This is a genomic window from Ensifer sp. 2TAB8, assembly GCF_052115125.1.
GTDB lineage: Bacteria > Pseudomonadota > Alphaproteobacteria > Rhizobiales > Rhizobiaceae > Ensifer.
On record NZ_JBFRGB010000001.1, the window covers coordinates 52,631 to 76,764 of the forward strand.

At 62.6% G+C, this 24,134-nt stretch carries 26 protein-coding genes; 18 read left to right on the top strand and 8 right to left on the bottom strand.

What is annotated here, in order from left to right:
• The first annotated feature begins 49 nt into the window (after window positions 1-49).
• Window positions 50-505 (top strand): GNAT family N-acetyltransferase, encoded by a 456-nt coding sequence (locus AB4Z53_RS00255; protein WP_441594149.1) that lies wholly within the window; start codon window positions 50-52, stop codon window positions 503-505.
• 46 nt (window positions 506-551) lie between these two features.
• Here AB4Z53_RS00255 and AB4Z53_RS00260 read toward each other — a convergent pair whose 3' ends face one another.
• Together AB4Z53_RS00260 and AB4Z53_RS00265 are read right to left on the bottom strand one after the other, a co-directional pair.
• Entirely contained in the window at window positions 552-896 is a 345-nt protein-coding gene (locus AB4Z53_RS00260) for a TraR/DksA family transcriptional regulator (RefSeq protein WP_113537867.1), read from the bottom strand.
• A 62-nt stretch (window positions 897-958) separates the two neighbouring features.
• The gene (locus AB4Z53_RS00265) at window positions 959-1,381 is read right to left on the bottom strand and encodes a universal stress protein (protein ID WP_113537868.1); all 423 of its coding nucleotides are present in this window, start codon (window positions 1,379-1,381) and stop codon (window positions 959-961) included.
• 304 nt (window positions 1,382-1,685) lie between these two features.
• Between AB4Z53_RS00265 and AB4Z53_RS00270 the strand changes: the two genes are divergently transcribed.
• Window positions 1,686-2,549 (top strand): VOC family protein, encoded by an 864-nt coding sequence (locus AB4Z53_RS00270; RefSeq protein ID WP_441594150.1) that lies wholly within the window; start codon window positions 1,686-1,688, stop codon window positions 2,547-2,549.
• A gap of 60 nt (window positions 2,550-2,609) precedes the next feature.
• Here AB4Z53_RS00270 and AB4Z53_RS00275 read toward each other — a convergent pair whose 3' ends face one another.
• Window positions 2,610-2,966, bottom strand: coding sequence for a winged helix-turn-helix transcriptional regulator (locus AB4Z53_RS00275; protein WP_113538073.1), 357 nt, complete (start codon window positions 2,964-2,966; stop codon window positions 2,610-2,612).
• 132 nt (window positions 2,967-3,098) lie between these two features.
• On the opposite strand from AB4Z53_RS00275, the gene AB4Z53_RS00280 reads away from it, so the two are divergent.
• Together AB4Z53_RS00280 and AB4Z53_RS00285 are read left to right on the top strand one after the other, a co-directional pair.
• Window positions 3,099-3,938 (top strand): SDR family oxidoreductase, encoded by an 840-nt coding sequence (locus tag AB4Z53_RS00280; RefSeq protein ID WP_441594151.1) that lies wholly within the window; start codon window positions 3,099-3,101, stop codon window positions 3,936-3,938.
• Window positions 3,939-4,160: 222 nt separating this feature from the next.
• Window positions 4,161-6,320, top strand: a complete 2,160-nt coding sequence (locus AB4Z53_RS00285; RefSeq protein ID WP_441594152.1) for an inverse autotransporter beta domain-containing protein — start codon at window positions 4,161-4,163, stop codon at window positions 6,318-6,320.
• A 54-nt stretch (window positions 6,321-6,374) separates the two neighbouring features.
• Here AB4Z53_RS00285 and AB4Z53_RS00290 read toward each other — a convergent pair whose 3' ends face one another.
• Together AB4Z53_RS00290 and AB4Z53_RS00295 are read right to left on the bottom strand one after the other, a co-directional pair.
• Window positions 6,375-7,133 (bottom strand): class I SAM-dependent methyltransferase, encoded by a 759-nt coding sequence (locus AB4Z53_RS00290; RefSeq protein WP_441594153.1) that lies wholly within the window; start codon window positions 7,131-7,133, stop codon window positions 6,375-6,377.
• A gap of 171 nt (window positions 7,134-7,304) precedes the next feature.
• Window positions 7,305-7,577, bottom strand: a complete 273-nt coding sequence (locus AB4Z53_RS00295) for a DUF2798 domain-containing protein (protein ID WP_291155580.1) — start codon at window positions 7,575-7,577, stop codon at window positions 7,305-7,307.
• A gap of 148 nt (window positions 7,578-7,725) precedes the next feature.
• Between AB4Z53_RS00295 and AB4Z53_RS00300 the strand changes: the two genes are divergently transcribed.
• A complete protein-coding gene (locus tag AB4Z53_RS00300) occupies window positions 7,726-8,646 on the top strand; it encodes a LysR family transcriptional regulator (RefSeq protein WP_291155583.1) in 921 nt (306 codons plus the stop codon).
• Between the two features lie 3 nt (window positions 8,647-8,649).
• Here AB4Z53_RS00300 and AB4Z53_RS00305 read toward each other — a convergent pair whose 3' ends face one another.
• On the bottom strand, window positions 8,650-9,060 hold the full coding sequence (locus AB4Z53_RS00305) for a winged helix-turn-helix transcriptional regulator (RefSeq protein ID WP_441594154.1): 411 nt from the start codon (window positions 9,058-9,060) through the stop codon (window positions 8,650-8,652).
• A gap of 136 nt (window positions 9,061-9,196) precedes the next feature.
• Here AB4Z53_RS00305 and gstA point away from each other — a divergent pair, with 136 nt between their 5' ends.
• From gstA to AB4Z53_RS00330, 5 genes are all read left to right on the top strand, one after another.
• On the top strand, window positions 9,197-9,811 hold the full coding sequence (gene gstA, locus AB4Z53_RS00310) for a glutathione transferase GstA (protein WP_441594155.1): 615 nt from the start codon (window positions 9,197-9,199) through the stop codon (window positions 9,809-9,811).
• The gene (locus AB4Z53_RS00315) at window positions 9,808-10,203 is read left to right on the top strand and encodes a nuclear transport factor 2 family protein (protein WP_441594156.1); all 396 of its coding nucleotides are present in this window, start codon (window positions 9,808-9,810) and stop codon (window positions 10,201-10,203) included. The genes gstA and AB4Z53_RS00315 overlap by 4 nt, the downstream gene beginning before the upstream one ends.
• Before the next feature lie 10 nt (window positions 10,204-10,213).
• Entirely contained in the window at window positions 10,214-10,426 is a 213-nt protein-coding gene (locus AB4Z53_RS00320) for a tautomerase family protein (protein WP_441594157.1), read from the top strand.
• A 150-nt stretch (window positions 10,427-10,576) separates the two neighbouring features.
• Window positions 10,577-12,685, top strand: a complete 2,109-nt coding sequence (locus AB4Z53_RS00325) for a S9 family peptidase (protein ID WP_441594158.1) — start codon at window positions 10,577-10,579, stop codon at window positions 12,683-12,685.
• Between the two features lie 127 nt (window positions 12,686-12,812).
• On the top strand, window positions 12,813-13,331 hold the full coding sequence (locus AB4Z53_RS00330; RefSeq protein WP_441594159.1) for a DUF1697 domain-containing protein: 519 nt from the start codon (window positions 12,813-12,815) through the stop codon (window positions 13,329-13,331).
• A gap of 167 nt (window positions 13,332-13,498) precedes the next feature.
• Here the strand turns inward: AB4Z53_RS00330 and AB4Z53_RS00335 are convergent, their stop codons facing one another.
• The gene (locus AB4Z53_RS00335) at window positions 13,499-14,113 is read right to left on the bottom strand and encodes a TetR/AcrR family transcriptional regulator (protein ID WP_441594160.1); all 615 of its coding nucleotides are present in this window, start codon (window positions 14,111-14,113) and stop codon (window positions 13,499-13,501) included.
• Between the two features lie 239 nt (window positions 14,114-14,352).
• Between AB4Z53_RS00335 and AB4Z53_RS00340 the strand changes: the two genes are divergently transcribed.
• The 8 genes from AB4Z53_RS00340 (at window position 14,353) to AB4Z53_RS00375 (ending at window position 23,309) form a co-directional block, all read left to right on the top strand.
• On the top strand, window positions 14,353-15,309 hold the full coding sequence (locus AB4Z53_RS00340; protein WP_441594161.1) for a homocysteine S-methyltransferase family protein: 957 nt from the start codon (window positions 14,353-14,355) through the stop codon (window positions 15,307-15,309).
• Between the two features lie 172 nt (window positions 15,310-15,481).
• Complete coding sequence (locus AB4Z53_RS00345; protein WP_441594162.1) at window positions 15,482-16,987, top strand: protein adenylyltransferase SelO; 1,506 nt, start codon at window positions 15,482-15,484, stop codon at window positions 16,985-16,987.
• Window positions 16,988-17,424: 437 nt separating this feature from the next.
• Window positions 17,425-19,758, top strand: a complete 2,334-nt coding sequence (locus tag AB4Z53_RS00350; RefSeq protein ID WP_441594163.1) for a glucose/quinate/shikimate family membrane-bound PQQ-dependent dehydrogenase — start codon at window positions 17,425-17,427, stop codon at window positions 19,756-19,758.
• A gap of 104 nt (window positions 19,759-19,862) precedes the next feature.
• Entirely contained in the window at window positions 19,863-20,330 is a 468-nt protein-coding gene (locus AB4Z53_RS00355) for a hypothetical protein (RefSeq protein WP_441594164.1), read from the top strand.
• Between the two features lie 239 nt (window positions 20,331-20,569).
• Complete coding sequence (locus AB4Z53_RS00360) at window positions 20,570-21,445, top strand: alpha/beta fold hydrolase (protein ID WP_441594165.1); 876 nt, start codon at window positions 20,570-20,572, stop codon at window positions 21,443-21,445.
• A 120-nt stretch (window positions 21,446-21,565) separates the two neighbouring features.
• A complete protein-coding gene (locus AB4Z53_RS00365) occupies window positions 21,566-21,979 on the top strand; it encodes a MerR family transcriptional regulator (RefSeq protein ID WP_113537884.1) in 414 nt (137 codons plus the stop codon).
• 228 nt (window positions 21,980-22,207) lie between these two features.
• Window positions 22,208-22,711, top strand: coding sequence for a GNAT family N-acetyltransferase (locus tag AB4Z53_RS00370; protein ID WP_441594166.1), 504 nt, complete (start codon window positions 22,208-22,210; stop codon window positions 22,709-22,711).
• Window positions 22,712-22,721: 10 nt separating this feature from the next.
• Window positions 22,722-23,309 carry a DJ-1/PfpI family protein gene (locus tag AB4Z53_RS00375; RefSeq protein ID WP_441594167.1) on the top strand — a complete coding sequence of 196 codons (588 nt, stop codon included), beginning with the start codon at window positions 22,722-22,724 and terminating at the stop codon, window positions 23,307-23,309.
• Window positions 23,310-23,412: 103 nt separating this feature from the next.
• On the opposite strand, the gene AB4Z53_RS00380 is transcribed toward AB4Z53_RS00375, so the two are convergent.
• The gene (locus AB4Z53_RS00380) at window positions 23,413-24,087 is read right to left on the bottom strand and encodes a nitroreductase family protein (RefSeq protein ID WP_441594168.1); all 675 of its coding nucleotides are present in this window, start codon (window positions 24,085-24,087) and stop codon (window positions 23,413-23,415) included.
• Window positions 24,088-24,134 lie beyond the last annotated feature (47 nt).

The following is a 24,134-nucleotide window of genomic DNA, read 5'->3' on the forward strand; positions in this document are numbered from 1 at the left end:
TCCGCGATGACCACATGCACCTGCACGCGATGCCATCGGGAGGAAAACCATGCCAGCCTTGCACGTCCCTCAGCCGGAACAGGCCGCTGCACTCAGCGACCTTTGTCTGCGATCGAAAGCCGTGTGGGGATACGATGCCGCCTTCCTGGAGGCATGCCGTCCGGCGTTGACGCTGACGGCCGAAGACTGGAAGGATTCGGATCTGCAGATCGCCGTCGACGGTGACCGGATCCTTGGCCTGGCCCAGGTCCGTTTCGATGGCTGCGTCGCTGAACTCGACAAGCTCTTCATCGATCCGGACGCCCGTTCGGCGGACGTTGGCCGTCGCCTTTTTGGCTGGTGTGTCGAAGCGGCACTCAACCGTGGCGCCACGGTCATGACGATCGACGCCGATCCGGGCGCGGCCGACTTCTATCGCCGCATGGGGGCCGTCGACGACGGCGTGATCGCATCGACGGTAATCCCCGGCCGCTTCTTGCCGAGACTGAAGCTGGAGCTCGGATAATGCCCCGAGGTCGCCGCGGATGAAGTAGCGGCGATCGTTCGAAGGCTCACCTTGCGCCGCGGGCCACCTCGGCCGCACATTCCTGACAGAGCGGTGCATGAGGAACGGCCTGCAGACGCGCTGACGAAATCGGCAGGCCGCAGCGGACACAGGTGCCGAAGGTGCCAGCGGCAATCCGGTCGAGTGCCGCGTCGATCGCGCGGATCTCCTCCTGCCCTGCCAGACCGAGACCTTCGAGAACTTCATCGCCCTCGCGTTCGGTCACACGATCCGGCACATCGGCGTTCATGGGCTCATCGAGATCATGCTCGATCTTGACCAGCCGCCCCTGCAGTTCCTGCTTGCGGTGGGTGAGGCGGTTGCGAAAGTCGTCAAGCGCAAACTTGTCCATCTGAAGACTCCTCGGCGGTGGCGGCGCATGATCGCGCCGCAGCCGCTCTTATTGTTGGCAGGTTACCGGTCGACGAGTACGGCGCAAGGGCAATGGCTGACCACCCGGCTTGCGGTCGATCCGATGAAGTAGTCGATGAGGCCTGGCCGATGAGAGGCGATGATCACCAGATCGGCGTTCTCTTCGCTCGCAAGGGCGTTGATGGTGCCGGCAGCACCACCGGTGCGAATCTCGACCCGGCCGTTGATCCCATGCTTGGTCTTGAGGTCCTCGAGCGTCTTCTTTGCCTGCTTGCGGGATTCTTCGACCATCTCCAACGGGAAATCGACGATCATGTAGCCTTGCGCATAGGCATTCAGATCCTCGACGACATTGAGCAGGACAATCTCGCCCCCTTCATCGATCAGCTTCTCAGCGATGCCCAGCACGGATTCGCCGTGCTCAAGCTGATCCATTGCAATCGGGACGATGATCTTCTTGTACATGCTGTACTCCTTCTGTTGCCCTCACGGATCGCAGCGCCAGATGTGGCGGGCCAATCCCTCGTCTGGAGATTGCGCCTCGACAGCTTTCCCGGCTTTGATTGAAATCAAATCGAAAGCGCCGCGCTCGCGTGACCCTACTCAAGGTGAGGTAGGGCGACGGCATCCACTGTCAACGCTCATCGAACACAACATCAAGCGACTGACGGGCTTCCGTGAACGGACGAGCCGGCCCATATTCCGAGCAACAGTTTCACCGAAACTGAGCCGGCTGACCGGCTGCGGTTTCGACGCCAAGGAGGCAGACATGATGGATCTCCCGACCGACCACGCCCTTGCCATGCCGGCGCATGTCGACCACGCGCATCTGGTCGTCCAGGACCTGCCCGTCGTCTCGGCCTGGTACCAGAAGATCATGGGCTTGAAGCCGATCGAAACGAGCAAGAGCGGCGAGACGCTCGGCGTTGACGGACGCCCGCTCCTCAGCCTGACTACCGAAGGCAACGCTGCCAGGGCGCCGCGCAATGCGCCTGGTCTCTTCCACAACGCCTTTCTGGTGCCGAACCGTGAGGAGCTTGGCCGTTGGCTCGCCCATGCCGCGCACAACAACATCAGGCTGCAGGGCGCTTCCGACCATCTGGTCAGCGAAGCGATCTATCTCGCCGATCCCGAAGGCAACGGCATCGAGGTCTATCGCGACCGGCCGCGCTCGGAATGGAGCTTCAAGCCCGACGGCACTGTCGGCATGGACACGTTGCCGCTCAATCTCCAGGCGCTCTATGACGAAGCGCCCAAGGACAATTGGGACGGCATGGCTGACGGCACCGCCATCGGCCACATCCATCTGCAGGTCTCCGATATTCCGCAGGCCGACGCGTTCTTCCGCGATGTGCTGGGACTGGGGCTGATGGCACGTTATCCGGGCGCGAGCTTCTTCGGCTCGGGCAAGTACCATCATCACGTCGCCGCCAATATCTGGAACTCGCGCAACGCACCGAAGCGGGAGGGCCATATGACAGGGCTTTCGGACTACACGATCCAGTACAAGGACCCGGCTGAACGCGCGGCCGCCCTTGCCAAGCTCGATGCGCTGGAAATCGCTGTGAACCGCGCCGGCGATAGCTACAGCCTCATCGATCCCTGGGGCATCGGCCTCAAGCTGGTGGCCTGACCCCTCTCTCCCGGCCCGCAAACGAATGATGTTTGCGGCAACTCGTCGGCCGCAGCCGCCTCAGGCACTGCGGTCGTATTTTTGCTGCGCCTGCAGCACCGCTTCGATGTTGTCCTCGGCCCAGCGCGTCAGGGCGGCGACCGTCGACGTCAGCGTGCGGCCAAGCGGCGTGATCGCGTATTCAACGGTTACCGGCACAGTGGCAAAGACGCTGCGGCTGACGAGACCATCGCGCTCCAGCTTCTTCAGGACCTGTGACAGCACCTTTTGCGAAATGCCGTCGATCTCACGCTTCAGCTGGTTGAAACGGACCGGCTGCTCATCGAGCTTGCCGAGCACCAACACCGCCCATTTGTCGGCAAGGCGATCCAGCACCAAACGCGTCGGACAGGTCTGGATATAGACGTCGTATTCCATCAGGCGCTCCACACGACGGTTTCCGGCGGGAAACCATGTCACCAAAACCTGCCTCCTTTACAGCATTTTTCTCCGCTTATATCTAGTATCCATTCGCAATGTAGTTTCACTTGGATACTAAGGAGCACAATGATGTCAGGCAAGATTCTGGTTCTCGGAGCAAACGGAACAATCGGCAGCAAGGTGGTGCAAGCGCTGGTCGCCCGTGGTGAAGCGGTCAAGGCGGCATCCCGCAAGGCGACCCCGGTCGACGGCGCCGAAGCCGTCGCCTTCGACTACCTGGACGCAGCGACCTTCGGGCCTGCCCTCGACAGCGTCGACCGCATCTTCGTTCTGACGCCCGGTGGCTACCTCGACCCGCTGGGCCTTCTTAGCCCGATCGTCACAGCGGCAGCGGCGCGCGGCATCAAGATCGTGCTGATGACCGTCATCGGCGTCGATGCGGATGACAAGATCCCCTATCGCCAGCTTGAACTGCAACTCGCAAAAACCGGCGCGCCCTTCGTCATCCTTCGCCCCAACTGGTTCTCCGACAACTTCCAGACCTACTGGATCGAGGGTATCCGCCACGGCGCGATAGCGGTGCCGGCGGCCGAGGGCAAGACGAGCTTCATCGACACCMGCGATATCGCCGCAAGCGCCGTGGCCGCGTTGACCAGCGATGCCTTTAACGGGCGCGCCTTCAACCTCACCGGTCCAGAAGCGTTGAGCTATGGCGAGGCCGCCGCCATCCTGTCGCGCGTCACCGGTAACCCGATTGCGTATGCCCCCGTTGACGACGACACCTTCGTCGGCATTTTGACGGGCGCAGGCGTGCCGGCGGACTATGCGGGCCTTCTTGCCTCGATCTTCCATCCGGTGCGCGAGGGCTGGGTGGCACAGCCGACCGGCGACGTGAAGACGCTAACCGGCCATGAGCCGCGCAGCCTGGAAACCTATGCCAAGGAAAACGTAGCAGCACTCAAAGCCTAGGCCGCTCTCTCCTACCGGTCCGCCCGCCGACTGGCGGGCGGCTCCGATGCCGGATGGGACATTCCTTAAAGTTGCGAACGCCCCGCATCCATCCGCCTGCGTCAACACGCCGCTGGATAGTTGTGCGTTCGCCCATCAATAAACTTGAGTATTTTACTCACATATTTTAACCGCATGCCCAGACGGCCTCGCCCAAGGCCGCATACATGCGGAGTTAATGATATGAAAAATAAGAATATTTTTATGGCCGCCCTGGCAAGCAGCACCTTGCTTTCCAGTCCGTCCCTGGCCGTCGACTTCCGTCCGCAGGCGGAAATCGAAGGTGGATTCTTCAGCGGCGGCTCGGATGCGAGCGGTGGCTTCTTCCTGCCCTTCGTGCTCGATTCGGGCAATGCGGTCTTCATCGATACACGCGGAACGATTGCCAATGATTCCGTCCGCCAGGGCTCGATCGGCGCGGGCTATCGCTTCCGTGCCAATGACCAGTGGATCATCGGTGCCTACGGCTACTACGACTACCTGAAAAGCAGCTACGGCAATTCGTTCAGCCAGCTGTCCCTCGGCCTCGAGGCATTGAGCGGCGACCTCGAAATGCGCAGCAATTTCTACCTGCCGCTGACCGGCGCGAAGGCGCTGAACGCCTTCAACACCGCCTATGTGCGCGACCACGTGCTCGTCATCCAGGAAGGCAAGGAACGGGCGCGGCGCGGCGTCGACGCCGAAATCGGCGGCCGGCTGCCGGTGTTCGAGGGAGACTCAAAGGTGCAGCTCAAGGTCTTCGGCGGCAGCTACTGGTATGGCGGCCGCAACCTCGACGACATGTTCGGCGCAAAGCTGCGCGCGGAATTGACTTTTGCCGACCTGCCAGGTCTCTCCGAGGGCTCGACCGTGTCACTCGGCGTCACCGGTACCTATGACAACGAGGACAAGCTGAAAGGCGCAGTCATGGCGCGGCTGCGCATCCCATTCGGCGCGACCGGCTCGGCCAACGATGCCTTCGACCCGATGACGCAGCGCGTCGAGCGCGCGACCGGGATCCGCACTCACGCCGGCGCGACCGGCGATATCGAAGCGGCGCAGTTCGCCGACAGCGGTCGTGACGCCGGCCGCGTGGTCACCGTTTCCTCAACCTCCGGCGATGCCGATGCCATCAACGCGCTCATCGGTTCGGCGGGTACGAACGCGCTGATCCTTGCCAACGGCGACCTCGGCCTCGACCGGACACTGGCCCTCCAGAACGGCCAGACGCTTCTTGGCGGAGGCGGCGTACTTGCGGTGCGCGGCGCAAGAAGCGGCGCGACAGCGACCTTCGTCAACCAGGGTGCTGCCACCACCATCACCGGCTACAACCCGGCCCAGGACGTCATCGCCATGGCGTCAGGCAGCACCATCTCGTCGCTTGCCGTCCGCGGCGGCCTCGCCGGTATTTCGGCGACCGATGCGGCGAACGTGACGGTCGACAACGTCGACATTTCAGCCACCAACCATGACGGCATTCGCTTCGCGCGGGTCGACGGCGCGCTCGTTCAGGACAGCCGCATCCACGACCTCTTCATTTGCGAAAACAATACGAGTTGCGAATTCTCGGTCTACAATCCGAACAAGGCACCCTTTGCCGCCATCAGCTCCGTCGGCAGCCGCGACGTGACGGTGCGTGACACCGCGATCGACAAGGTGACCTATGGCGTCTTTGCCGGTGGCGAATTCAAGAAGATCAGCCGTACCGAGTATGAACTGGTCACCGGCACGGAAAACGTCACGCTCGACAATGTCACGATCAGCAACTCCCGCCGCGAAGGCGTGCTGCTGGTCGCGGGCAAGGACGTCAAGCTCGACCGCGTGACCATCGACAATTCCAAGCAGGACCGCGACATGGACCTCGTCGTGCTGCAGGGCACCTCCAACGTCGCGATCAACGACATGCGGCTCATGGGCGGCATCAACGGCCTGATGCTGATTTCGAGCCCGAACCTCGATGCCACCACCACCAATGTGAACGTGAAGGGCCTGAAGGTCGACGGCACGCGCAATGCCGGCATCTTCTTCAACCCGGTCTCGGGGATCTCGCTTACGGACGTCGCCATCACCAATGCCGGCACCTACGGCGCCTATATCTACGGTAGCGACTACGCGTTCCTGGGCGGGCCGGTCAGCAACATCGTGCTGAACAACATGACGGTCGACAAGGCCGGCAAGGCAGGCCTCTACTTCTCGGGCCCGGCCGAGGACATCAAGGGCAATGTCGGCGTCACCAACACACCGAAGGATTGCCTTCTCGACAACGGTTGGTCGACCGGAACGATCACCCAGCCGGCGGGCGCCGTGCTGACCGTCAACGGCTCCAAGCTCGATCAGGGCAACGCCGCCACGCGTTGCCGCTAAGGATGCAAGTCACGCCCGGGAAACCGGGCGTGACTTCTCTGACGTTCGCTCGGATTAACCCGATCGCTGGCACTCGAAGGTGACGACATGGTCACCGTGTTGCGGCGCGCGGCCAAATGCATAGTCGCCGGTAACGACGATATCGACGAAGCCGGCGGCCTGCAGCGTGAGCACCATTTCCTGAACACCCCACCAGCGCATGGTGAAGAACTCGAGCTCGCTCGATACCAGCCTCCCCACTTGCCAGAGGTCGTAGCGCAGGTGCGATACCGTGGTCTGGCCGATGAAGTCCGTCTTCACCCGCTGGCTGTTCAACGTCAGCAGGTCGCCCGTCTCCGTCTGCCAGCTTCGGATATTCGGCTGCAGGTCCGCGACCATGTCGTTCGGATAGAGATCAAAGATCAAACGTCCGGCAGGCGCCAGATGATCGTGGAAACGTCTCAGCACCGCGCTCGCCACGGCATGATCGCCGATCAATTGCAGGGAGCCGGCGGGAACGACGATCGCATCGAAACGCTGCTCGTAGGTAAAGCTCTCAAAGATCTGGCGCGACAATGCCGGGGCAAACCCGCGTTCGACACATTGGGCCCGGCAATAATCGAGCATGTCCTGCGAAGCGTCGAAGGCGCAGACATCGAAGCCAGCCTCAAGCAAGGGGATCAGCGCCCGGCCGTTGCCGACGGCGGGCTCGAGAATCGGCCCGGCACAGCCATCAAGCCGCGCCCGATAGTACTCTACGTCGCCGAAGGACCTTCCAATATATTTGTCTAAATTATAAACATGAGAGGCAAGTCTGCCATATGTATTGTTCACGATACCCCTGCTCCCGATCAAAAACCAAAGCAACGTGACGCTTTATACAGGAGCGCATGAGCGGGAGATGTTGTTTGCCAGCCACGTCGACGGATTATCGCGGCTCCGTCCGTTGATCCGCATGGCGATGCATCGGGCAGCCCGTCCCGGCTTTCCGGGACGGTGCTCTGCTCAACCAGGCAGACGGCAGACGGCGCCAACGAGCCTTGCGACCAGCGGGCGGACGAGCAACACGCAAACGAAGGCGACGGGCATGGCGAGCGCGTAGGAGCCGAGCACGCGGGCCGGATACCCGGCATCGATGCCGGTGTTGGCGCCGACGATGACGCAGCACATCAAGAACGCCATGATCGCAGACATGAAGAAGGCGAAGGCGATGGGCGCCGTGCGCGGCGGCAGCTTGCGGCTGCGCGCGAGCCGCGGAGCGGACAGTGTATCTTCCATCAGAAACTCTCCTGCAATGACCAAGGGGACCATCCCCTCGCTTCGGGCCGCACTATACGGATCACGGACCGGCGAGGTAGGCGGTTGCAACCTCCGTCAGAAATAGGCAAAACCATCGAATAGTCATAAACATTCGATGGATGAAATTATGGACACGCTGCGCGGAGTGGAGAGTTTCGTCAGAAGCGTCGAAGAGGGCAGCATCGCCGCGGCCGCGCGCAAGCTGGGGATCACGCCCGCATCGGCAAGCCAGAACATCGCGCGGCTGGAGCGGACACTCGGCAGCCGGCTGCTGAGCCGCACCACGCGCCAGCTTGGCCTGACCGAGAGCGGCCGGATCTATTACGAGCGGGTGCGCGGCGTCGTGCACGAATTGGAACTCGCGGCCGCAGCCGTCTCCGCGCTCAGCACTGAGCCGCGCGGACAGCTCAAGATCGCGTCATCGGTCGCCTTCGGCCGCCATGTCGTGGCTCCGCTCGTGCCGTCCTTCGCCGTCCGGTATCCCGATGTCTCGATCGAACTCGTCGTCACCGACCGGGAAATCGACCATATCGGCGAGGGCATCGACATCAGCGTGCGCTTCGGCCTGCAACTCGAACAGGGCCTGATTGCCCGCAAGCTCGCTTCCGTGCCGATGATCATCTGCGCCGCGCCCTCCTATCTGGAGCGACGCGGCCGGCCGCAACGACCCGAAGATCTCGTCCACCACGATTGCCTCGTCTATCGCTATGCCGGACACGGTCGCATCTTTCGCTGGGCGTTCAACCGCGATGGCCTGCGCTTCGAACCGGAACTGAAAGCGACGATCGTCAGCAACGACATCGACACGCTCGCGGAAATGGCGATCGCCGGCGCCGGCATCACCCGTCTTGGCGCCTTTATCGCAGCACCGCTGATCGAGCAGGGTCTGGTGGTGCCGCTCTTCGGCGGCGTGCCGCGCGAAGGCGTGGCCAATACCGACCACGAACCCTTCGATTTCTACGCCTGCTTTGCCGACCGCCAGGCCGAGACGCCGAAAGTCAGAGCCTTCATCGAGCACGCCGTGCAATCGTTGAAGGGGCGCTGGTAGACGTCAAACGCCAGCGACTGCCGCGGGCATGGCATTCCCGTCAGCGCCTTCGCTACGAAGCCGCTCGGCCTCGCGCCGTTGCTTCAGCCGATGGCCGACTTCGACGATGGCATGAATCGCCGGAATGAACTCCAGACCGAGTTCGCTCAAGCTATACTCCACCGAGGGCGGCGAAGTCGGGACGATCCGCCTGTCGATCGCCCCCTTTTCCTCGAGTTCCTTCAGCCGCGTGCTCAGCACCTTTGCCGAAATGCCGGGAACATCGATCCTGAGTTCGCTGAAACGGCGCGGTCCGGCGCTCAAGGACCAGAGGATGTTCGGCGTCCAGGCTCCGCCGAGCAACACCATGCACTCGCCGACCGGGCAGGTGGGCGGCAAGGCCGCAGCCCGATTTTTCCGGATTTTCAAGCTCATAGGCATATTTTCCAGTTACCGTCGGGAAACCTGAAAAGGAGGTAACATAAGGTTATCTGATATACAAAGGTTATCGCTTGCGCTTAGGTTCCCCCGTCTTCGACAGGAGACGATGATTTCAGCAAGGAACTTGGTCATGAAGCTTTACTACGCCCCCGGCGCCTGCTCGCTTTCTCCCCATATCAGCCTGCGCGAAGCGGGCGCCGACTTCGAGATCGTCAAGGTCGACACCGCGACGCACCGCACGGAAACCGGTGCCGATTTCAAGGCCATCAACCCCAAGGGTTACGTGCCCGCACTGGTGCTGGAGAGCGGCGATGTCGTCACCGAAGGTGCAGCGGTCGTGCAATACATCGCAGATCGCTTTCCGGCGGCAAAGCTCGCACCGGCCAACGGCACGCTGGAGCGCACCCGCCTGCACGAACAGTTGAACTTCATCTCGTCCGAATTGCACAAGGCATTCTCGCCACTGTTCAGCAAGACGGCGAGCGCGGAGGCGAAGGACGCGGCCGCGGCCCAGGTGGCGAAGCGCTTCGGCAATGTCGAAAGCCTGCTTTCGGACGGGCGCCCCCATCTGCTCGGCGAGGCCTTCTCGGTTGCCGACGCCTATCTCTTCACCGTCGTCAACTGGGGCAGCGTCACCGGTGTTTCGCTTGATCCCTGGCCGCATCTCACCGCCTACATGCAGAGGATCGGCGAGCGGCCGGCGGTGCGCGCCGCTTTGCAGGCCGAGGGGTTGATCGCGGCATGAGCAACACACCGAACGATCCGCAATTCACGGCCGTCGTCGAGCTGCTGCAGCGCTACTTCGACGGGCTCTACCGAGGTGACACCGGCATCCTCAAGCAGGTCTTCCACCCGAAGGCACTCTACGCCACGGCGACGGATGGCACCTTGCTCGAACTCGATATGGACAGGTACTTTCCGATCGTCGACAAGCGCCCTTCGCCCGAAAGCCGAGGCGAAGAACGCGCAGACCGGATCCTTTCCATCGAATTCGCCGGACCGGTGACGGCAATCGCCAAGGTGCAGTGTGCCATCGGCGAGAAGGCCTTCACCGATCTCCTGTCGCTCGTCTTCGTCGACGGCCGCTGGCAGATCATCGCAAAGGTCTTCCACTACGACCTCAAGCCTTCCACATGAGGAGAACCGAATGCCCTACGTGAACATCAAGATCACTCGCGAAGGAGCAACCGCCGAACAGAAGGCCGCCCTGATCAAGGGTGTGACCGACCTGCTTGCCACGGTGCTCGACAAGGATCCGGCCAGCACCTTCGTGGTGATCGACGAAGTGGCGCTGGAAGACTGGGGCGTTGGCGGACTGCCGGTCGAAGAATATCGACGCCAGGCCAGGGCCAAGTCGTAGGAAGGACAGGGCCCTCTCCCCACAAACAGGGAAGAGGCGACCTGGTCGCCGGATGACGAACGCGCGTCCGGCGACCGCCTTTGCGCTTGATCCCCATCGGCAGGCTCTCTATCTCATTGTCTCCCGCCGCATTGATCCCGGAGACGCATCTTGTCCGTATTCAGCAACCTCCCCCAAGCTCCCGTCGCCGCCAAAAAGCCGGTCAGCGACACGCGCCACGGCATTACCCGCACCGACGACTACGCCTGGCTGCGCGCGGACAATTGGCAGGCGATGTTCCGCGATCCCTCGATCCTCGACCCGGAAATCCGCAAGCATCTCGAAGCCGAAAACGCCTATATGAATGCGGCCATGGATGACACGAAGGCGCTGCAGAAGACGCTGTTTTCGGAAATGCGCGGCCGGATCAAGGAAGACGACAGCTCGATCCCGGTCAAGGACGGCCCCTTCGCCTATGGCCATGCCTATGTCACCGACGGCGAACAGCCGCGCTACTTCCGCATTCCCCGTGACGGCGATCACAAGGACGAGACGATCCGCCAACTCCTGCTCGACGGCGACAAGGAAGCCGAGGGCAAGGCCTATTTCCGTCTTGCCGGCCTCGACCATTCGACCGACCACAGCCTCGGCATCTGGGGCTATGACGACAAGGGTTCGGAATATTTCACGCTGCGGGTTCGCGACCTTGCGACGGGCGAAGACCTCGCCGATGTGATTGAGAACACCGGCGGTGGCGGCGCCTGGGCGCCCGACGGCAAGAGTTTCTTCTATACCGTGCTCGACGACAACCATCGCCCGTCGAAGATCTTCCATCACATTCTCGGCACGGCCCAGGCAGACGACCGGCTGGTCTACGAGGAAGAGGACCCCGGCTTCTTCATGTCGGTCGGCGGCTCGCTGCTCGACGACTTCATCTACATCGACATCCATGATCACGAGACCAGCGAGTATCGGCTGCTTTCGACCAGCGACCTGACGGCCGAGCCGAAGCTCGTTGCCGAACGCGTCGTCGGGCTCGAATATTCGATGACCGAAGGCGGTGACGTCTTCTACATCCTGACCAATGCTGACGGCGCCAAGGATTTCAAGATCGTGGAAGCGCCGGTCAATGCACCGGGCAAGGAGAACTGGCGTGAGATCGTGCCGCACAAGTCCGGTACGCTGATCCTCAGCCACATGGCCTATGCCCGCCATCTCGTCTGGCTGCAGCGGCGCGAAGGACTGCCGGAAATCGTCATTCGCGACCGGAAGACCGGTGAGGAACATGCGATCGCCTTTGCGGAAGAAGCCTATTCGCTCGGCCTTTCCGGTTCTGCCGAATACGACACCGATGTCATCCGCTTCTCCTATTCGTCGATGACGACGCCGTCGCAGCTTTTCGACTACGACATGGCAACGCGCGAGCGCACGCTGCTCAAGACCCAGGAAGTGCCCTCCGGCCACAACCCGGACGACTACGTGACCCGTCGCGTCTTCGCGCCATCCTGGGACGGCACCGAAGTGCCGGTGACGCTGCTCTATCGCAAGGACACGCCGCTTGATGGTTCTGCGCCCTGCCTGCTCTACGGCTATGGTGCCTATGGCATCACCATTCCGGCTGGCTTCAACACCAATTGCCTGTCGCTCGCCGACCGTGGCTTCGTCTATGCGATTGCCCATATCCGCGGCGGCAAGGACCGTGGCTTTGCCTGGTACGAAGACGGCAAGATGGCCAGGAAGACCAACACCTTCAAGGATTTCATCGCCGCCGCTGACTATCTGAATCAACAGAAGTTCACGTCTTACGCAAAGATCGTCGCCGAGGGCGGCTCGGCCGGCGGCATGCTGATGGGCGCGATCGCCAACATGGCTCCGGAGAAATTCACGGGCATCATCGCGGCGGTGCCCTTCGTCGACGTGCTCAACACCATGCTCGACGACACGCTGCCGCTCACCCCGCCGGAGTGGCCGGAATGGGGCAACCCGATCGAAAGCCGCGAATTCTACGACATCATCGCCGGCTACTCGCCCTACGACAATGTCGGCGCCAAATCCTATCCGGCGATCCTGGCACTCGGCGGCCTCACCGATCCGCGTGTCACCTATTGGGAGCCGGCAAAATGGGTCGCGCGGCTGCGTGAGAAGACGACGGGCAGCGCGCCGATCCTGATGAAGACCAATATGGATGCCGGCCATGGTGGCGCCTCGGGACGCTTCCAGCGGCTCGAAGAGATCGCCTTCGAATACGCCTTCGCGATCAAGGTCGCCGGCAAGATGTAACCGAAGCTGGATGAGGGAAGTGTATGCGGCCTTCCGCACACGCCCCGCTTCCTAATGTGAAAATCGATCGCCTTGATGATTTTGGGTCCGACTGACCCAAAATCATCGCGATCCCGGAGGTCCCGTCATGCCCGTCCATGTCGCCTTACTGCGTGCCGTCAATGTCGGCGGCACGGGATCGCTTCCGATGGCCGACCTCAAGGCGATCTGCGAGCGGCTCGGCTTTGCCGACGTCAAGACCTACATCCAGAGCGGCAACGTGCTGTTCCGCTCCGATCTGCCGGCGGCAGAAGCAGCCGCGATGCTGGACAGCGCCCTTCAGGAAAAGCTCGGCAAGGCGCCGGGCGTGATGATCAGGACGGGCGCGCAATTGCAGGCGATCGCCGATCAGGCCCCCTTCCCGAGCGCCCGGCCCAATCTGCTGCTTGTCGTTTTCCTGCGTGAGCCGGCGCCCGCCGACGCGCTAGACAAGCTGGTCGCCCCTGACGGCGAAGAGGTACAGATGGCCGGGAGCGAAATCTACATTCATTTCCCCAACGGTTCGGGCCCGTCGAAATTCAAGCTTCCGGCCGCAAAGGCCGGCACCGCGCGCAACCTCAATACGGTGCGCAAGCTCGCCACCCTGGCGCTTGAGATGGAAGGCTGACGCTCCGCGAGGCGCTATTCCGGACGGAAAACCGCTTCACACTTTTCCTGGAATTGGCTTTTTATGCCGCAATTCCGGACGGAAAACCGCTTCACACTTTTCCTGGAATTGGCTTTTTATGCCGCAATTCCGGACGGAAAACCGCTTCACACTTTTCCTGGAATTGCTCACGCCGCAGGCTGAAACAGCAGCCGGACGAAGGACCGAAGCACGAGCAACTGCTGCGGCAGGCTCTCGGGCTGCTTCAGCGCCTTCGACAGGATGATGCCGCCTTCGAGCACGGTCGAAACCATGTCGGCGAGCTGGTCGACGTCCAGCGGCTCGCGTGGCCGATAGACGCGCATGATCTCCTCGAACATCGCACCGAAGCGGCGGCGCCACATCAGCGCGGCCTGCCGGTTGATTTCCTGGATCTCGCGATCGAAGGCCCGCTCCTGGGTGCACATGACAGCGACCAGGCAACCCGGATGGCCGTTCGGCAAATCGGACAGAGTTTCGGACAGCAGTTTCAGGCCGAGCAGAAGAGCCTGCAGCGGATCATCGGCCAATTGATGAGCCCGCCCAAAGATTTCGTCGTAGATGCGCTCGTCGTTCTCGATATAGCGTTCGAGCAGCGCCCGGGCGAGTTCGTTCTTGTCCCGGAAATGGTAGAAGAAGCCGCTCTTGGTAATGCCGATCTCGGCGATCAGTTCGTTGATCGAGGTCGCGCCGAAACCCTTCGCCAGCACCGCGGCCTCAGCGGTGTCGAGGATTCTCGCTCGCGTTTCCTCACCCTTTCGCATTAGCCGCTGCCCTACCATTGGTGCGGTTTCCGACAGCGAAGGGGCCACCAGCCGGTGACGCCGTGACGGAACCAACGCAGTAAGTGACTGATTTCACTAAAATATGCGGGTATATTAGCAACAGTATACCTTAAGTCGTCTAGTTTAGAAGACGATAAAAAGGCAGTAATTTAGCTGGTTCTGCGGGATTGGAGGTGTCCCCGGGCCTCATCAGCAAGACTGAACCGGTGGAGACCGATATGGCCAAATACCGACGGAGCCTGCCGCTCTTGAAGGGTGGACTCTTCCTAAGCGACGGCGGCATGGAGACGACGCTGATCTTCCACGAGGGCGTCACGCTTCCGCATTTCGCAGCCTTCGTAATGCTTTCCACGGCCGACGGACGGCGTCGGCTGCTGAGCTACTATGCACGCTACCTCGCGATCGCTCAGCAACACGGCACCGGCTTCGTGCTCGACACGCCCACATGGCGTGCGAGTTCGGATTGGGGCGTAAAGCTCGGCTACGACGACGAGGCATTGACCGTCACGAACCAGAACGCGATCTACATGCTCACGGAACTGCGCGGCGAGTATGAGCGGCCGCAGGCGCCGATCGTGCTCAGCGGAGCGATCGGACCACGTGGCGACGGCTATCGCCTGGGCCGCATGGTGCCCGACGAGGCCGAGGACTATCATTCGCCGCAGGTTTCAGCCTTCGCTGCCAGCGATGCGGACATGGTGAGCGCCTATACGCTGACCAGCGTTGACGAAGCGATCGGCATTGCCCGGGCGGCTCAGAGCCATGGCATGCCCTGCGCCATCTCCTTCACGGTGGAGACAGATGGCAGGCTACCGGATGGCCGCAGCCTCCAGTCCGCGATCGAGACCGTCGACGCGGAGACCGGCGGCTACCCGCATTACTACATGATCAATTGCGCCCATCCCGCTCATTTCGAGACGAGCCTGGACGGCCGCAGCCCATGGACCGATCGCATTGCCGGTATCCGGGCCAACGCCTCGACGATGAGCCACGCCGAACTCGACAATAGCGAAACGCTCGATGCCGGCGACCCCGCCGACCTCGGTCGGCGGTATAGAACACTGACGACGCATTTGCCACGATTGCGCATCCTCGGTGGCTGCTGCGGCACCGATCATCGCCACATCGCGGCAATCTGCGAGGCCTGCCTTCCACCGACGGCGCTGAGCGCCTGAGGTACGGGGCCTCGCCCTCCCGGCCCTCTCGCGAGTGATCGCGGGAGGGCGCCGCTTTTTTCGTGTTGACGTTTTTTGGTCGATGCGACCCAAAATTATCGCGATCTCGTGTAGACTTGGGCGGAAAGGACGGCCCCGGGTTCTCCCGGCAGACGCCGTTGACCGCTTGATCATGAACTACGCTCCCCCCTCACCGACCGGAAACGCCGAAGCCTTCGCCTTCGACAACAGCTATGCGCGCCTGCCGCAGCAGTTCTTCGCGCGCGTCGAGCCCACCCCCGTCGCCGAACCCTGGCTGATCAAGCTCAACAAGCCGCTCGCCGAGGAGCTCGGGCTCGATGTGGCCGCACTCGAGCGCGACGGTGCGCAGATCTTCTCGGGCAATCGCGTGCCTGATGGCGCCGAACCGCTCGCCATGGCCTATGCCGGCCACCAGTTCGGAACCTTCGTGCCGCAACTTGGCGACGGCCGGGCGATCCTCATCGGCGAAGTGATCGATCGCAACGGAAAGCGGCGCGACATCCAGCTGAAGGGGCCGGGACAGACACCGTTTTCGCGCCGCGGCGACGGGCGTGCGGCGCTCGGTCCGGTGCTGCGCGAGTACATCGTCAGCGAGGCGATGTTTGCGCTCGGCATCCCCACGACGCGGGCGCTTGCCGCCGTCGTCACCGGCCAGCCGGTCTATCGCGAACAGATCCTGCCCGGCGCCATCGTCACGCGCGTCGCCGCCAGCCACATGCGCGTCGGCACCTTCCAGTTCTTCGCCGCGCGCGGCGACATGGCCTCGGTGAAGATTCTCGCCGACTACGCGATCGACCGGCACGATCCCGAGATCAAGGACGAGGAGCGGCCCTATCTCGCCTTCTTCAAGGCGGTGAGCGCGCGTCAGGCGGAACTGATCGCCCGCTGGCTGCATGTCGGCTTCATTCATGGCGTGATGAACACCGACAACATGACGATATCCGGCGAGACGATCGACTTCGGCCCCTGCGCCTTCATGGATGCCTACGATCCCAAGAAGGTGTTCTCGTCGATCGACCAGATCGGCCGCTATGCCTATGCGAGCCAACCCGCCATTGGCCAATGGAACCTCGCCCGCCTGGCCGAGACCCTGGTGCCGCTCTTCGATGACAACGCGGATACGGCGGTTGAACTGGCCAATGATGCGCTCGGCGAATACGGCGCAATCTTCCAGCGCCATTGGCTGGACGGCATGCGCGCCAAGATCGGGCTGGCCACGAGCGAAGAAGGCGATCTCGACCTCGTGCAATCGCTGCTAACCGACATGCACAAGGGCGAAGCCGACTTTACCCTGACCTTCCGCCGGCTCTGCGAGAGCGCACGCGATCCCGCGGCCGACGCACTGTTGGGCTCGTCGTTCGCCTCCGTCGAGGCGATAGAGCCATGGCTTCAGGACTGGCGCCAACGGCTTGGCCGCGAAACGACGACACCTGAAGAGCGCTCGGCGGCGATGAAGACCGTGAACCCCGCCTACATCCCCCGCAATCACCGGATCGAACAGGCGATCGCGGCAGCCACCGAGGACGCCGACTTTTCGCTGTTCGAGGCGCTGGTCGACGTGACCGCGAAGCCTTACGAGGATCAGCCGCGTTTTGCCGCCTACCAGGAGCCGCCGAAACCCGAAGAGGAAGTGCAGCGAACCTTCTGCGGCACGTGACGGCCGCCGCATTCACGCTTGCTGAGGCGGCGTCGCCCTGTGGCGATCCCGCGCAGTTCCTCCAATCCTGATTCACCGAAACGCTCTATCCTCTTGTTTTTGCGCGTAGCGAAGGCAGCGCCCCTTTTCGCTGCCAGCAGGTGCCGGCGAAGTGCGTGTCAGCTCTTTGCCGTCCGACCTATCAGCACCTTGAGCACAACCCCATCGCATACCCCTAAAATTCCGCATGGCGGAATTGTGGCTATTGAAAGGCAGGTGCCGCGCGTTAGGTGCTAGCGGTAAGGGCGCGCCAAACGCGCCGTTGCCGACCTGGTTGCCGCGACGTCGATTGCGACCGCCGACTCCGAAACCGACCTGTCTCACGCGGCCCCGAACGGGGACCAGCGTCATGGAAAAACGGTGTCGCGGCACTGTGCTTCAATGCGGGAGTTTGCATCATGCTCATCCTGACGGCCATCGTCTTCGCTCTCATCGGCCTCGTGCTCGGCGGTGGCGGGGTCAAGCTGCTGATGCTTGGCGGCAGCCCCTTTTATCTCGTCATCGGCATCGGCTTCCTGCTGACGGCCGTACTCCTGTTCAAGCGAAAATCGGCGGCGATCTGGCTCTATGCGTTCATGATCCTCGGCTCGCTCGGCTGGGCGATCTCGGAGGTCGGATTCGACTGGTGGCAACTCGGCCCGCGCGGAGGCGTCATCGTGCTCCTGGGGCTCTGGCTGCTGCTGCCTTCCGTCCGTCGGCCGCTCGGCTTCGAGAGCCCAACGGGCGAACGTTATGCGGTGAGCGCCTGGCCGCTGGCGATCACCGTACTCATCGCGATCGGCGTGGCCGGATATGCGCTGACGCTGGATCCGCACGATATCCGCGGAGATCTGCCAAGCGATGTCGTTGCCGCCGACCCTCCGCTCGGTGGCTCGGTGCCTCCGGGTGAGTGGCACCAATACGGACGAAGCTCCTTCGGCCAGCGTTATTCGCCGCTCGACCAGATCACGCCTGACAATGTCGCCAATCTGAAGGTCGCCTGGCAGTACCAGACCGGCGACGTCAAACGACCGGAGGATGTCGGCGAGACGACTTATCAGGTCACGCCGCTCAAGGTGAAAGATACGCTCTACGCCTGCACGCCGCACAATTGGGCGATCGCACTCGACGCGGCGACCGGCGAGGAAAAATGGAAGTATGATTCCAACTCGGGCATGAACCCCGACCGCCAGCACCAGACTTGCCGCGGCGTCACCTATTGGGCCGATCCGGCCGCAGCGCCCGGCAGCCCCTGCGCCGAGCGGGTTTACCTGCCAACCTCCGATGCGCGCCTGATCGCCCTCGACGCGACAAACGGTTCCGTCTGCACCAGCTTTGCCGATAATGGCGTGCTGAAGCTCGAAGCGGGCATGAAGTACAACCCCGCCGGCTACTATTATTCGACGTCCCCGCCGGTGGCGGTCGCCGGCAAGCTCATCATCGGCGGCGCCGTCAACGACAACTACTCGACCCAGGAACAGTCCGGCGTCATCCGTGCCTTCGACATCAACACCGGCGCGCTGATCTGGAACTGGGACAGCGGCAACCCGGATGTGACGATGCCTCTTCCCGAGGGCCAGACCTACACGACCAACTCGCCGAACAGCTGGTCGGTCTTCAGCTATGACGAAGCCCTGGGCCTCGTCTACATTCCGATGGGCAACCAGGTGCCGGACCAGCTCGGCATGGGCCGGAGCGAGCACGTCGAGAAATATTCCTCCTCGATCGTCGCACTCGACATCGCCTCGGGCGCGGTGCGCTGGGTGCGCCAGACCGTGCATCACGATCTCTGGGACATGGACGTGCCGGCGCAGCCGGCCCTGCTCGACATCACCAAGGAAGACGGCACGGTCGTGCCGGCGCTGGTCGGACCGACAAAACAGGGCGACATCTACGTGCTCGACCGCAGAAGCGGCGAGCCGATCATCCCGGTCGAGGAAGTCCAGGCGCCGGGCGGGGCGATCCGCGAGGATTTCACTGCGCCGACGCAACCGGTCTCCGGCCTCACCTTCATGCCTGCACCGCTGCAAGAGAAGGATATGTGGGGCGTCACGCTCTTCGACCAGCTTGCGTGCCGCATCGAGTTCCGGTCGCTGAAATACGAGGGGCGCTACACGCCGCCGTCGCTCGAAGGCACTCTGGTCTATCCTGGCAACTTCGGCACCTTCAATTGGGGCTCCGTCGCGGTCGATCCGGAACGGCAGGTGATGTTCGGCATGCCGACCTATCTCGCCTTCACCTCGCGCCTCGTGCCCCGCGACCAGGTCCCGCCGAAGGGCCAGGACGAAAAAGGTTCGGAACAGGGCCTCAATCGCAACGATGGAGCGCCCTATGGCGTCTTCATGGGTCCCTTCCTCGGACCGCTCGGCATTCCCTGCCAGGCGCCGCCATGGGGCTATGTCGCCGGCGCGGATCTTCGAACCGGCAAGATCGCCTACAAGCACAAGAACGGCACCGTCGAGGACATGACGCCATTGCCGCTGCCGTTCAAGGTGGGCGTACCCGGCATAGGCGGGCCCATGATCACCAAGGGCGGCGTTGCCTTCCTGGGCGCTGCGGTCGACGACTATCTGCGCGCCTATGACCTGACGACTGGCCGCCAGCTCTGGGAAGCGCGCCTGCCCGCCGGTGGCCAGTCGACGCCGATGAGCTACGCGGTCGGCGACAAGCAATATGTGCTGATCGTCGCCGGCGGCCACGGCTCGGTCGGCACGAAGCCCGGCGATTACATCATCGCCTACACCCTGCCGTGAAGCGCGAGAGGCATCCCTAAATCTCGCTAGAGGGTTGCAAAAGCAAGCTCCGCGCAAGCCCGCGACAGCAGCTTCCCCCGGACGACAGATTCCGGGGGATTCCCATGAAGATCGACAACAGCATCTCGAACTACTACTTCTCCCAGCGCCGCCAGCAGATGGGCACGGTTTCGCCGATCGAGGAGACCGGGACAGACGCGCGCCCGCGCCAGGCCCCAACGATTGCGCCGCCCTCGACATCAAGCGCGCTCTCCAACGCCCTGTGGGCGACCGCGACCCGCGAGGAAACCGGCTCCGCCTCGATCACGGACCAGGAAGGGGCGACACCGTCAGGAAACTCGGTCAGCGACGAGTTCCTGAAGCGGTCGAAGATGAGCCTGGCAGAACAGATCCGCGCTCAAATCCTGGAATCGCTTGGCCTCAACGAAGAGGATCTCAAGGCGATGGATACCGAACAGCGGAAGGCCGTCGAGGACGAAATTCGCCGGGGGGTCGAACGTGCGATGGGTGTCGAGAAACAGCGTGACAACGCAGCCACCGACATTGCCGACAGCGGCAGCGACATCGCCTGACAGAGCCTTGTGGGACCTCGGGCAGGACGCACGACTTGTCCTGCCCTGACCAAGGATGGTATTCAGCGGTCCCCAAAAGAGGACCAAGACCCGTGCGCCTGATCCGCTAGCGACGCTCACCGACAGAAAACTACCGACGCCACGACCGCTTTTCGGCGGCTTTTGGCATTGCTTTTTCTGGCCGCGTGAACGCCTGACGTCGATATGACCGCTCACCGGCCACCGCTGGGATCATATTCATGACTTCGAAAAACGGATTTGTTTCCGAAACCGGAAGCCTTCGCGCCGGTCCCTTCGACCTTGGCTATACGATCGAAGGCAGCGGCATGCCGCTGCTCGTCATCGGCAGCGCCATCTACTATCCGCGCACCTTCTCCAAGGCGCTTCGCGAAAAGCTGCGCCTGGTCTTCGTCGACCATCGCGGTTTCGCACCGGCCCGGGGCGAATATGCCTCTGGCGACATCGGCTTCGAGACGGTGCTTGCCGACATCGACCGGCTGCGCGCGCATCTCGGTCTCGAGCGCTTTGCGATCCTCGGCCATTCCGGCCATGGCTACATGGCGCTCGAATATGCCAAGCGGCATCCGGAGCACATCAGCCATCTTGTCATGGTCGGTACCGGCCCGAGCCATTCTGCCCGCCATATGGCCGTCGCCGACCGGATCTGGGAGGAGACCGTATCGCCTGAGCGCAAGGCAACCTTCGAGCGGGAGATGGCCGCGCTTGGCGCCGACATCGCAGCTCGGCCGGAGGAGCGCTTCAAATCGCTGCTGATTCGGCTTGGCGCCAGGAGCTGGCATCAGCCGGACTTCGATGCCGCGCCGCTTTGGCTTGATGTCACGGTCAACAACGCTGTCTTCGACCATCTCTGGGGCGAGGTCTTTCGCGATATCGACATCCGCAAAGGGTTGAACGCGCTGACGGCGCCCGTGCTGTTGGCCCTTGGCCGATCGGACTATCTCGTTGCTCCAGCCTCCACCTGGGACGAGTACCGGGGAGACTTCGCTGACCTGACGGTGCGAACCTTCGAGGAGAGCGGGCATACGCCGCAACTGGAAGAAAGCGATCACTTCGACGAGGTGCTGCTCTCGTTCCTCGGCAAGGACCCCGGCTAGGCCGGGCCGGAACTACTTGCCGTCGGGAAGGGCCCGTGTGGGCCCTTCCCTCACCCCGCCATTGACACAATGCAGCACGCAACTATCTATTGCTCCAGAAGCTATAGGTTTGAGGCGAGCATGTATTCCATTGGCGATCTCTCCCGGCGCACCGGCGTCAAGATTCCGACGATCCGCTATTACGAGCAGATGGGGCTGATCGCGGCGCCCGAACGCTCCGAAGGCAACCAGCGGCGCTACGAGAAAAGCGAACTCGAGCGGCTGGCATTCATCCGTCACGCGCGCGACCTCGGCCTGTCGATCGATTCGATCCGCGACCTGCTCGCCCTCAGCCAGCATCCGGAGCGTCCCTGCGGCGAGGCCGACCGGATCGCCAGCGAGCACCTGGCGACCGTTCGCGAAAAGATCGCCAGGCTGAGAAAGCTGGAGCAGGAACTGGAGCGCATCGTCGCCTGCGACGGCAATCACACGGTGGGTGACTGCTATGTGATCCGGGCCCTGGCCGACCACTCCATGTGCGAGAGCGAACACTGAGGCGGCGCTCCAAAAAATGAGGGCCGCGATCGATGGTTGAAAAATCCCCGTTGACAAAATCGCCAAAACGAACAATCTAGCGCCCATGATCAAGAACGCACCCATTTGCCGCGTGTATTTTTGGCTGTTCCGATAGGAGCGGCCTGCTGATCATATTCAACAAGGCCGCCATCAGGCGGCTTTTGTTTTTCCGGCTCCTGATGGCGAAAAAACCCGAGGAGCCCAGAAATGCTACAGACCGCCATCCCTACCTTTCACCCTGTCCCGTCGACACGACCGCCGATGGTCACGATCCGTTGCGCCAAGCAGCGTGACCTGCCGGAACTGCGCGACATGATCGCCGAGCTTTCCGCCCATCACGGCGACGCCGCGCCGATCACACCGGAACAGCTTGAGCGCGACCTCTTCGGCCGCGCGCCCTGGATCACCGCGCTCGTTGCCGAGGCCGGCAACCGACTGATCGGCTACGCGATCCTGGTGCCGATCTACCGGGCCGCCGAAGGCGCGCGTGGCATGGAACTGCATCATCTCTTCGTTCGCCCTGAAAGCCGCGGCACCGGCATTGGCCGCCATCTCGTTGCCAAGGCGCGCGAGCAGGCGAAGATGGCCGGCTGCGACTTCCTTTCGGTCAGCGCCGCCACGGGCAATTTTCAGGCGCATCATTTCTACGAATCCGAGCGCTTCGTGCCTCGTCCGGTGACGGGCATGCGCTATATGCAGAAGCTTGGATGAGGATCGAACGATGCGTCTTGCGATCGTGCTCTGTGAAGGCTTCGCCGATTGGGAATGTGCGCTGTTGATGGCGGCAGCGCGTACGCACCTCGGTATAGATATCGACGTCGCCACCGCCGACGGTGCGCGGGTGACGTCGATGGGCGGGCTCGACGTCTCGGCGCATCTCTCCGTCGACGCGCTCGATCCCGCAGGCTTCGACGGGTTGGTGATCTGCGGCGGATCGATCTGGGAGACGCGTGAGGCTCCCGATCTCTCAGCAACGATCCGTGCTTTCGATCGCGACAGGCGCGTGGTCGCAGCCATTTGCGGCGGCGTCAACGCGCTCGCCACAAGCGGACTTCTCAATAGTATCGACCATACCGGCAACAGCGCTGAAAGCCTTGCAGCGCTGCCCGGCTATCAGGGCAGGCAGCGCTACCGCAGTCAGCCGCAGGCGCTGCGCAGCGGCCATGTCGTCACCGCTGCCGGAACTGCGCCGATCAGTTTTGCCGGCGAGATCCTGCACGGCCTCGGCCTCGGCTCGGCGGAACTCGACGGCTTCCTCGCGCTCTACGGACACGAGCATCAGGTGAACGAACGCGCCAGTGTCGGCTGAGAAACGCGTCCCGGGACGCGTTTCAGAATGGCGGCTGGCGCTTCGCACATCCGAATTCCAGGCGGACCCGCGGGAGGCGGAAAGATGCGCTCCCATCAATGGGTTAGAGCCAGTTCGAGATCTGATCGAGCGACTTTTTCACCTTACCGGCGATCGGGACTGTCGCATCTGGCGCGGGATAACCGACGACCAGGATCAGGAACGGCTTTTCACTTTCGGGTCTACCGCAGATCGTGTTGAGAAAATTCATCGGCGCCGGCGTATGGGTAAGCGTCGCAAGCCCGGCATGGTGCAGCGCCGTGATCAGGATGCCGGTGGCGATGCCGACGCTCTCGTTGATGTAGTAGTTCTTCTTCAAGTCGCCCGGTCTGGGGCCGCCGCGCTTTTGCGAGAAGATGACGATCAGATAGGGAGCGGTCTCCAGGAAGGGCTTGTCATCATCGGTACCGAGCGGGGCCAGTGCGTCGAGCCATTCCTGCGGTGCCTTATCCCGATAGAAGATGCGCTCCTCCTCTTCCGCCGCGCTGCGGACCTTGGCCTTGATCGCGGCACTCTCGATGACCGTGAAGTGCCAGGGTTGATGATTGGCGCCGCTCGGTGCCGTGCCGGCCGACTTCAGACAGGTTTCGATGACCTCCCGCGGCACGGCGCGATCGCTGAAAAAGCGCGTGGTCCGGCGGCGGTTGATCTCTTCGTAGAAATCGGCGGCGCGCGTCGCCATCTCCTCGGGGGTGCGTTCGATCCACTGATCATAGGGCACGGTTTCGTGTGGGCGCATTCAGTCTTCTCCTCCTTGTCCTGCTGCGTCACGCGTCCCTCTCGACG

Bases quoted from the DNA above. Each gene is read 5' to 3' on its own strand.
- AB4Z53_RS00255 (WP_441594149.1), top strand. From the start codon at position 50: ATGCCAGCCTTGCACGTCCCTCAGCCGGAACAGGCCGCTGCACTCAGC.
- AB4Z53_RS00260 (WP_113537867.1), bottom strand. From the start codon at position 896: ATGGACAAGTTTGCGCTTGACGACTTTCGCAACCGCCTCACCCACCGC.
- AB4Z53_RS00265 (WP_113537868.1), bottom strand. From the start codon at position 1,381: ATGTACAAGAAGATCATCGTCCCGATTGCAATGGATCAGCTTGAGCAC.
- AB4Z53_RS00270 (WP_441594150.1), top strand. From the start codon at position 1,686: ATGATGGATCTCCCGACCGACCACGCCCTTGCCATGCCGGCGCATGTC.
- AB4Z53_RS00275 (WP_113538073.1), bottom strand. From the start codon at position 2,966: ATGGAATACGACGTCTATATCCAGACCTGTCCGACGCGTTTGGTGCTG.
- AB4Z53_RS00285 (WP_441594152.1), top strand. From the start codon at position 4,161: ATGAAAAATAAGAATATTTTTATGGCCGCCCTGGCAAGCAGCACCTTG.
- AB4Z53_RS00295 (WP_291155580.1), bottom strand. From the start codon at position 7,577: ATGGAAGATACACTGTCCGCTCCGCGGCTCGCGCGCAGCCGCAAGCTG.
- AB4Z53_RS00300 (WP_291155583.1), top strand. From the start codon at position 7,726: ATGGACACGCTGCGCGGAGTGGAGAGTTTCGTCAGAAGCGTCGAAGAG.
- AB4Z53_RS00305 (WP_441594154.1), bottom strand. From the start codon at position 9,060: ATGAGCTTGAAAATCCGGAAAAATCGGGCTGCGGCCTTGCCGCCCACC.
- gstA (WP_441594155.1), top strand. From the start codon at position 9,197: ATGAAGCTTTACTACGCCCCCGGCGCCTGCTCGCTTTCTCCCCATATC.
- AB4Z53_RS00315 (WP_441594156.1), top strand. From the start codon at position 9,808: ATGAGCAACACACCGAACGATCCGCAATTCACGGCCGTCGTCGAGCTG.
- AB4Z53_RS00320 (WP_441594157.1), top strand. From the start codon at position 10,214: ATGCCCTACGTGAACATCAAGATCACTCGCGAAGGAGCAACCGCCGAA.
- AB4Z53_RS00330 (WP_441594159.1), top strand. From the start codon at position 12,813: ATGCCCGTCCATGTCGCCTTACTGCGTGCCGTCAATGTCGGCGGCACG.
- AB4Z53_RS00335 (WP_441594160.1), bottom strand. From the start codon at position 14,113: ATGCGAAAGGGTGAGGAAACGCGAGCGAGAATCCTCGACACCGCTGAG.
- AB4Z53_RS00340 (WP_441594161.1), top strand. From the start codon at position 14,353: ATGGCCAAATACCGACGGAGCCTGCCGCTCTTGAAGGGTGGACTCTTC.
- AB4Z53_RS00345 (WP_441594162.1), top strand. From the start codon at position 15,482: ATGAACTACGCTCCCCCCTCACCGACCGGAAACGCCGAAGCCTTCGCC.
- AB4Z53_RS00350 (WP_441594163.1), top strand. From the start codon at position 17,425: ATGCTCATCCTGACGGCCATCGTCTTCGCTCTCATCGGCCTCGTGCTC.
- AB4Z53_RS00355 (WP_441594164.1), top strand. From the start codon at position 19,863: ATGAAGATCGACAACAGCATCTCGAACTACTACTTCTCCCAGCGCCGC.
- AB4Z53_RS00360 (WP_441594165.1), top strand. From the start codon at position 20,570: ATGACTTCGAAAAACGGATTTGTTTCCGAAACCGGAAGCCTTCGCGCC.
- AB4Z53_RS00365 (WP_113537884.1), top strand. From the start codon at position 21,566: ATGTATTCCATTGGCGATCTCTCCCGGCGCACCGGCGTCAAGATTCCG.
- AB4Z53_RS00370 (WP_441594166.1), top strand. From the start codon at position 22,208: ATGCTACAGACCGCCATCCCTACCTTTCACCCTGTCCCGTCGACACGA.
- AB4Z53_RS00375 (WP_441594167.1), top strand. From the start codon at position 22,722: ATGCGTCTTGCGATCGTGCTCTGTGAAGGCTTCGCCGATTGGGAATGT.
- AB4Z53_RS00380 (WP_441594168.1), bottom strand. From the start codon at position 24,087: ATGCGCCCACACGAAACCGTGCCCTATGATCAGTGGATCGAACGCACC.